Annotated in this window: 3 protein-coding genes and 45 tRNA genes; 1 reads left to right on the top strand and 47 read right to left on the bottom strand. The window is 43.8% G+C overall.

Features of this window, described 5'->3' with window-relative positions; genetic code table 11:
• Positions 1-82: 82 nt before the first annotated feature.
• The gene (locus G3997_RS10945; RefSeq protein ID WP_296645798.1) at positions 83-622 is read left to right on the top strand and encodes an IS30 family transposase; all 540 of its coding nucleotides are present in this window, start codon (positions 83-85) and stop codon (positions 620-622) included.
• Positions 623-997: 375 nt separating this feature from the next.
• Here G3997_RS10945 and G3997_RS10940 read toward each other — a convergent pair whose 3' ends face one another.
• The 47 genes from G3997_RS10940 to G3997_RS10710 form a co-directional block, all read right to left on the bottom strand.
• Entirely contained in the window at positions 998-1,411 is a 414-nt protein-coding gene (locus tag G3997_RS10940) for a hypothetical protein (RefSeq protein WP_296645794.1), read from the bottom strand.
• A 19-nt stretch (positions 1,412-1,430) separates the two neighbouring features.
• Positions 1,431-1,682 (bottom strand): DUF2508 family protein, encoded by a 252-nt coding sequence (locus G3997_RS10935; RefSeq protein ID WP_296645791.1) that lies wholly within the window; start codon positions 1,680-1,682, stop codon positions 1,431-1,433.
• A 137-nt stretch (positions 1,683-1,819) separates the two neighbouring features.
• Positions 1,820-1,895: transfer RNA gene (locus tag G3997_RS10930), tRNA-Val, on the bottom strand.
• Positions 1,896-1,902: 7 nt separating this feature from the next.
• A tRNA-Arg gene (locus G3997_RS10925) sits at positions 1,903-1,979 on the bottom strand.
• Positions 1,980-1,988: 9 nt separating this feature from the next.
• Positions 1,989-2,062 (bottom strand) — tRNA-Cys (locus G3997_RS10920).
• Between the two features lie 17 nt (positions 2,063-2,079).
• Positions 2,080-2,156 (bottom strand) — tRNA-His (locus G3997_RS10915).
• Positions 2,157-2,163: 7 nt separating this feature from the next.
• Positions 2,164-2,240, bottom strand: a tRNA-Pro gene (locus G3997_RS10910).
• A gap of 9 nt (positions 2,241-2,249) precedes the next feature.
• Positions 2,250-2,326: transfer RNA gene (locus G3997_RS10905), tRNA-Ile, on the bottom strand.
• Between the two features lie 9 nt (positions 2,327-2,335).
• A tRNA-Met gene (locus G3997_RS10900) sits at positions 2,336-2,412 on the bottom strand.
• Between the two features lie 10 nt (positions 2,413-2,422).
• Positions 2,423-2,498: transfer RNA gene (locus G3997_RS10895), tRNA-Phe, on the bottom strand.
• A 3-nt stretch (positions 2,499-2,501) separates the two neighbouring features.
• Positions 2,502-2,590 (bottom strand) — tRNA-Ser (locus tag G3997_RS10890).
• Between the two features lie 3 nt (positions 2,591-2,593).
• Positions 2,594-2,669: transfer RNA gene (locus G3997_RS10885), tRNA-Lys, on the bottom strand.
• 14 nt (positions 2,670-2,683) lie between these two features.
• Positions 2,684-2,759, bottom strand: a tRNA-Gln gene (locus G3997_RS10880).
• 6 nt (positions 2,760-2,765) lie between these two features.
• Positions 2,766-2,842: transfer RNA gene (locus tag G3997_RS10875), tRNA-Arg, on the bottom strand.
• 13 nt (positions 2,843-2,855) lie between these two features.
• Positions 2,856-2,930 (bottom strand) — tRNA-Gly (locus G3997_RS10870).
• A 13-nt stretch (positions 2,931-2,943) separates the two neighbouring features.
• A tRNA-Leu gene (locus tag G3997_RS10865) sits at positions 2,944-3,027 on the bottom strand.
• A gap of 20 nt (positions 3,028-3,047) precedes the next feature.
• Positions 3,048-3,132: transfer RNA gene (locus G3997_RS10860), tRNA-Tyr, on the bottom strand.
• 4 nt (positions 3,133-3,136) lie between these two features.
• Positions 3,137-3,211: transfer RNA gene (locus tag G3997_RS10855), tRNA-Thr, on the bottom strand.
• A 3-nt stretch (positions 3,212-3,214) separates the two neighbouring features.
• Positions 3,215-3,293: transfer RNA gene (locus G3997_RS10850), tRNA-Asn, on the bottom strand.
• Between the two features lie 18 nt (positions 3,294-3,311).
• Positions 3,312-3,388, bottom strand: a tRNA-Asp gene (locus G3997_RS10845).
• Between the two features lie 5 nt (positions 3,389-3,393).
• Positions 3,394-3,469, bottom strand: a tRNA-Val gene (locus tag G3997_RS10840).
• A gap of 13 nt (positions 3,470-3,482) precedes the next feature.
• Positions 3,483-3,556 (bottom strand) — tRNA-Gly (locus G3997_RS10835).
• 20 nt (positions 3,557-3,576) lie between these two features.
• A tRNA-Tyr gene (locus G3997_RS10830) sits at positions 3,577-3,661 on the bottom strand.
• 5 nt (positions 3,662-3,666) lie between these two features.
• Positions 3,667-3,741: transfer RNA gene (locus G3997_RS10825), tRNA-Thr, on the bottom strand.
• Positions 3,742-3,745: 4 nt separating this feature from the next.
• A tRNA-Asn gene (locus G3997_RS10820) sits at positions 3,746-3,821 on the bottom strand.
• 18 nt (positions 3,822-3,839) lie between these two features.
• Positions 3,840-3,916, bottom strand: a tRNA-Asp gene (locus G3997_RS10815).
• A 5-nt stretch (positions 3,917-3,921) separates the two neighbouring features.
• Positions 3,922-3,997 (bottom strand) — tRNA-Val (locus G3997_RS10810).
• Positions 3,998-4,010: 13 nt separating this feature from the next.
• Positions 4,011-4,084 (bottom strand) — tRNA-Gly (locus G3997_RS10805).
• A gap of 20 nt (positions 4,085-4,104) precedes the next feature.
• A tRNA-Tyr gene (locus tag G3997_RS10800) sits at positions 4,105-4,189 on the bottom strand.
• A 4-nt stretch (positions 4,190-4,193) separates the two neighbouring features.
• Positions 4,194-4,268 (bottom strand) — tRNA-Thr (locus G3997_RS10795).
• A 4-nt stretch (positions 4,269-4,272) separates the two neighbouring features.
• A tRNA-Asn gene (locus G3997_RS10790) sits at positions 4,273-4,348 on the bottom strand.
• Positions 4,349-4,362: 14 nt separating this feature from the next.
• Positions 4,363-4,439: transfer RNA gene (locus G3997_RS10785), tRNA-Asp, on the bottom strand.
• 5 nt (positions 4,440-4,444) lie between these two features.
• A tRNA-Val gene (locus G3997_RS10780) sits at positions 4,445-4,520 on the bottom strand.
• Positions 4,521-4,533: 13 nt separating this feature from the next.
• A tRNA-Gly gene (locus G3997_RS10775) sits at positions 4,534-4,607 on the bottom strand.
• 9 nt (positions 4,608-4,616) lie between these two features.
• Positions 4,617-4,691, bottom strand: a tRNA-Glu gene (locus tag G3997_RS10770).
• A gap of 11 nt (positions 4,692-4,702) precedes the next feature.
• Positions 4,703-4,778, bottom strand: a tRNA-Met gene (locus G3997_RS10765).
• Positions 4,779-4,794: 16 nt separating this feature from the next.
• A tRNA-Leu gene (locus G3997_RS10760) sits at positions 4,795-4,883 on the bottom strand.
• Positions 4,884-4,895: 12 nt separating this feature from the next.
• A tRNA-Cys gene (locus G3997_RS10755) sits at positions 4,896-4,969 on the bottom strand.
• Between the two features lie 6 nt (positions 4,970-4,975).
• Positions 4,976-5,051: transfer RNA gene (locus G3997_RS10750), tRNA-Lys, on the bottom strand.
• A gap of 6 nt (positions 5,052-5,057) precedes the next feature.
• Positions 5,058-5,134: transfer RNA gene (locus tag G3997_RS10745), tRNA-His, on the bottom strand.
• A gap of 16 nt (positions 5,135-5,150) precedes the next feature.
• Positions 5,151-5,227, bottom strand: a tRNA-Pro gene (locus tag G3997_RS10740).
• A 22-nt stretch (positions 5,228-5,249) separates the two neighbouring features.
• Positions 5,250-5,326, bottom strand: a tRNA-Ile gene (locus G3997_RS10735).
• Positions 5,327-5,335: 9 nt separating this feature from the next.
• Positions 5,336-5,412, bottom strand: a tRNA-Met gene (locus G3997_RS10730).
• A 7-nt stretch (positions 5,413-5,419) separates the two neighbouring features.
• A tRNA-Phe gene (locus G3997_RS10725) sits at positions 5,420-5,495 on the bottom strand.
• Between the two features lie 3 nt (positions 5,496-5,498).
• Positions 5,499-5,587: transfer RNA gene (locus tag G3997_RS10720), tRNA-Ser, on the bottom strand.
• Between the two features lie 4 nt (positions 5,588-5,591).
• Positions 5,592-5,667, bottom strand: a tRNA-Lys gene (locus G3997_RS10715).
• 11 nt (positions 5,668-5,678) lie between these two features.
• Positions 5,679-5,754: transfer RNA gene (locus G3997_RS10710), tRNA-Gln, on the bottom strand.
• Positions 5,755-5,764 lie beyond the last annotated feature (10 nt).

The following is a 5,764-nucleotide window of genomic DNA, read 5'->3' as shown; positions in this document are numbered from 1 at the left end:
GTAAAAAAATAGCCCATAAATTTATGTTTATGCTACAGTAATAATAACCACAAAACTACTATACATGAAAGGACATAAATTTATGAACTATAAACATATTACCATACACGAGAGATGTTGTATAGCAAATTTCTTAGATCTAGGATGGAGCTTAAGAAAGATCGCAAAATATTTAAATAGAAATGCTTCTACAATTTCAAGAGAGATTAAAAGAAATTCTGTTAATGGAAAATACTTAGCACATATAGCAAATGAAGTTTATATCAGCAATAGAATAAATTGCGGAGCAAAAGGCAAATTAAATAACTCTAGATTAGTTGAGTATATAGAAAATGGTTTAAATGATACTTGGTCACCTGAGCAAATAGCCGGTAGGCTACGCCTAGATTATCAAGATGATAAATCGATGAGAGTAAGTTTTAAAACTATTTATCGTTGGATATATCAAAAGTTCATTGCAAAAGGTAATATAAATAAACTAAGAAGAAAAGGAAAATCTTTAAAACCTAAAGAAACAAGAGGCAAATTTAATATAGGTAAAAGCATTAAAGATAGACCTAAAGAGGTTAGAAAAAGAGAAACTGTAGGCCATTGGGAGCTAGATACTSAAACTCTCAAATAAAAGTTGTTACCTGCTCAGACTAATCATTATCTGAATATCTGGCTTGGTTTGTTAGTTGTAATTCTATAAATTAACCTACTGTTTAATTTTCAAAGTTCATTTTCAAGCAACCGTGTTGGCGCTCTTTATTCAACTTCTTTAGTTTACCAAAGTTGTTTTTCTTTGTCAACTTATTTTCTGAAGTTTTTTATTTATTTTTGTCCGCTTCTTAAGGACAAGTAATAATATATCATCTTTATTTTATATCGTCAATACTTTTTTAAAAGTTTTTTCAAATATTTTTTAATTATGTTTTTAATATCAAATTATGTATTATGATGTCCAAATTTAATCATTTTACTCATTTAAATCTGGACATCTATAAAGTAAATTTAATTAATCAACTTGAGTTAATAATCTTCTAGTTATATCTGATAACTTTAACTCTCCTAATTCTAAGTGAGCCATTGCTAAAACTAGTTTTATAGTATCATCTGAATTATCCCACTTATAAGCCCTAGCATTTATAATAACGTCTTCTGGCATATATTCTTCTAATTCCATAGCTAATTCATCAGCTAAAGTCATATATTCATCAAATAATTCTTCCTCATCTAAACTATCTAATTCATAATTTTCTTTTATAATTTCATTTAATAATTCTATACTTATACTTACTTGGTATGCTAATGTATCTTCTCTCTTACTACCTTTAGTTAAGTCTTTTTCTACGTTAAAATCGCTATTACCTTCTATAATATCTTTTATTTCGCTACTATCAATTATTTCATTTCCAAAAACTATGTACAAAGTATCATCTCCTCTTAAATCATTTAGCTATTGCTTCTATTAAGGATTCTTTTAAAGATTTTTTTATTCCCTTTTCTTTTGCAATTTTTATTAAATATCTATATCTAGATTTTTTTGCTTCTAAATTGTATATAGCAACATCAACTAATTCTGGATCACTAACAAATTGAAAAAAATTTTCAGCTGTTCTTACATCAGTTTTAGCTTTATTTATCTCTTTAATTATACTTTCTTTTTCCAGTTCTCTTTCAAGCTTTTTATTGCTTTTCATAATATCTCCTCCTAAATTCATATACATATATAAATTTAGACAAGTTTTGTATTTTATATACATTATTTGGAATTTAATCTAGTTAGTTATTTATATATTAAAAAACCTCTAGTGAATTTTCACTAGAGGTTAAACACTGGTGGGATTAACAGGGCTCGAACCTGTGACCCCCTGCTTGTAAGGCAGGTGCTCTCCCAGCTGAGCTATAATCCCGGATATATGGTGCGCCCAAAGGGACTCGAACCCCTAACCTTCTGATTCGTAGTCAGACACTCTATCCAGTTGAGCTATAGGCGCATCTATTAGTGGAGGCGACACCCAGATTCGAACTGGGGATCAAGGAGTTGCAGTCCACTGCCTTACCACTTGGCTATGTCGCCACTTTATATAAAAAAATTGGGGTGGATAATGAGAGTCGAACTCACGACCTCCAGAGCCACAATCTGGCGCTCTAACCAACTGAGCTATACCCACCACATATTGGTCGAGGTGAAGGGACTCGAACCCCCGGCCCCATGGTCCCAAACCACGTGCGCTACCAAACTGCGCTACACCTCGAAGTTTAAGTGGTGGACCATCAGGGACTCGAACCCCAGACCTACCGGTTATGAGCCGGGCGCTCTAACCAACTGAGCTAATGGTCCACATTAATTTGGTAGCGGTAACAGGAGTCGAACCTGTGACCTTTCGGGTATGAACCGAACGCTCTAGCCAACTAAGCTATACCGCCATAATAAAAATGGTGCCCAGAGGCGGAATCGAACCACCGACACGGGGATTTTCAGTCCCCTGCTCTACCGACTGAGCTATCTGGGCATTTGGCGGAGAGGGTGGGATTCGAACCCACGGTGCCGTTAAGCATCACTGGTTTTCAAGACCAGCTCCTTAAACCACTCGGACACCTCTCCACTTGGTGATCCATCCGCGACTCGAACGCGGGACACCCTGATTAAAAGTCAGGTGCTCTACCGACTGAGCTAATGGATCACATTATATTAAGTTGGCAGGGGATGCAGGACTCGAACCTACGCATGTAGCAGTCAAAGTGCTATGCCTTACCGACTTGGCGAATCCCCTATAAAGTGGTGAGCGCACAGGGATTCGAACCCCGGACACACGCCTTAGAAGGGCGTTGCTCTATCCAGCTGAGCTATGCACCCACATTATATTATTTGGAGCGGGAAACGAGATTCGAACTCGCGACTTTCACCTTGGCAAGGTGACGCTCTACCACTGAACTATTCCCGCATTGAAAGTAAAGTGGTGCGGATGAAGGGAGTCGAACCCCCACGCCGTAGGCGCCAGATCCTAAGTCTGGTGCGTCTGCCAATTCCGCCACATCCGCATTTTACTTTAATATATAGTTGGTGGAGGATGGTGGATTCGAACCACCGAAAGCAATGCTAACAGATTTACAGTCTGCCCCCTTTGGCCGCTCGGGAAATCCTCCACGTTGGAGCTGGTGATAGGAATCGAACCTACAACCTGCTGATTACAAGTCAGCTGCTCTACCGTTGAGCCACACCAGCATATGGCGGGAATAACAGWACNRTTCGAACCTGTGACCCATTGATTAACAGTCAATTGCTCTACCAACTGAGCCATATTCCCGCGATATTTAATTAAAGTTGGCGACCTGGAAGGGACTCGAACCCTCGACCTCCAGCGTGACAGGCTGGCATTCTAACCAGCTGAACTACCAGGCCGCGAATGGTGGGACTAACAGGGCTCGAACCTGTGACCCCCTGCTTGTAAGGCAGGTGCTCTCCCAGCTGAGCTATAGTCCCATAAGGTTTAATCTGGAGCGGGTGAAGGGGATCGAACCCTCACAGCCGGCTTGGAAGGCCGGAACTCTACCATTGAGCTACACCCGCATATTTAATTTGATATAAAGTGGTGGAGGATGGTGGATTCGAACCACCGAAAGCAATGCTAACAGATTTACAGTCTGCCCCCTTTGGCCGCTCGGGAAATCCTCCTTATTTGGAGCTGGTGATAGGAGTCGAACCTACAACCTGCTGATTACAAGTCAGCTGCTCTACCGTTGAGCCACACCAGCATATTGGCGGGAATAACAGGACTCGAACCTGTGACCCATTGATTAACAGTCAATTGCTCTACCAACTGAGCCATATTCCCGCGATATTTAATTAAAGTTGGCGACCTGGAAGAGACTCGAACCCTCGACCTCCAGCGTGACAGGCTGGCATTCTAACCAGCTGAACTACCAGGCCGCGAATGGTGGGACTAACAGGGCTCGAACCTGTGACCCCCTGCTTGTAAGGCAGGTGCTCTCCCAGCTGAGCTATAGTCCCATAAGGTTTAATCTGGAGCGGGTGAAGGGGATCGAACCCTCACAGCCGGCTTGGAAGGCCGGAACTCTACCATTGAGCTACACCCGCATATTTAATTTGATATAAAGTGGTGGAGGATGGTGGATTCGAACCACCGAAAGCAATGCTAACAGATTTACAGTCTGCCCCCTTTGGCCGCTCGGGAAATCCTCCACGTTGGAGCTGGTGATAGGAATCGAACCTACAACCTGCTGATTACAAGTCAGCTGCTCTGCCATTGAGCCACACCAGCATATTGGCGGGAATAACAGGACTCGAACCTGTGACCCAATGATTAACAGTCATTTGCTCTACCAACTGAGCCATATTCCCACAAAATTAAGTTTTGGCGACCTGGAAGGGACTCGAACCCTCGACCTCCAGCGTGACAGGCTGGCATTCTAACCAGCTGAACTACCAGGCCGCAAATGGTGGGACTAACAGGGCTCGAACCTGTGACCCCCTGCTTGTAAGGCAGGTGCTCTCCCAGCTGAGCTATAGTCCCATAAGGTTTAATCTGGAGCGGGTGAAGGGGATCGAACCCTCACAGCCGGCTTGGAAGGCCGGAACTCTACCATTGAGCTACACCCGCATATTTAATTGGTGACCCATAGGGGAATCGAACCCCTGTTACCGCCATGAAAGGGCGGTGTCTTGACCGCTTGACCAATGGGCCATATTTGTTTTTGGTTGCGGAGGCAAGACTCGAACTTGCGACCTTCGGGTTATGAGCCCGACGAGCTGCCAACTGCTCCACCCCGCGATGTTAAGGGTAAAAATGGTGCCGAAGACCGGAATCGAACCGGTACGAGAGGTAAGTCCCGCAGGATTTTAAGTCCTGTGCGTCTGCCAGTTCCGCCACTTCGGCATTCAATTTTTATGGAGGCGACACCCAGATTCGAACTGGGGATCAAGGAGTTGCAGTCCACTGCCTTACCACTTGGCTATGTCGCCGTAAATTGGTGATCCATCCGCGACTCGAACGCGGGACACCCTGATTAAAAGTCAGGTGCTCTACCGACTGAGCTAATGGATCAAAATATGGGGTGGATAATGAGAGTCGAACTCACGACCTCCAGAGCCACAATCTGGCGCTCTAACCAACTGAGCTATACCCACCATATTTTAATTTAAATGGTCGAGGTGAAGGGACTCGAACCCCCGGCCCCATGGTCCCAAACCACGTGCGCTACCAAACTGCGCTACACCTCGAAATATTTTTATTAAATTAAGTTGGTGGACCATCAGGGACTCGAACCCCGGACCTACCGGTTATGAGCCGGGCGCTCTAACCAACTGAGCTAATGGTCCACATTAATTTGGTAGCGGTAACAGGAGTCGAACCTGTGACCTTTCGGGTATGAACCGAACGCTCTAGCCAACTAAGCTATACCGCCACATTTATGGTGCCCAGAGGCGGAATCGAACCACCGACACGGGGATTTTCAGTCCCCTGCTCTACCGACTGAGCTATCTGGGCATTTGGCGGAGAGGGTGGGATTCGAACCCACGGTGCCGTTAAGCATCACTGGTTTTCAAGACCAGCTCCTTAAACCACTCGGACACCTCTCCGTATTGGTGATCCATCCGCGACTCGAACGCGGGACACCCTGATTAAAAGTCAGGTGCTCTACCGACTGAGCTAATGGATCAAATATTAATTTGGCAGGGGATGCAGGACTCGAACCTACGCATGTAGCAGTCAAAGTGCTATGCCTTACCGACTTGGCGAATCCCCTATATAAAGTG

The organism is Romboutsia sp. 13368, assembly GCF_018336475.1.
In the GTDB taxonomy this organism is placed as follows: Bacteria; Bacillota; Clostridia; order Peptostreptococcales; family Peptostreptococcaceae; genus Romboutsia.
Note: the sequence above shows the minus strand (reverse complement) of the source record. Positions and strands in the feature narration are given on the sequence as shown.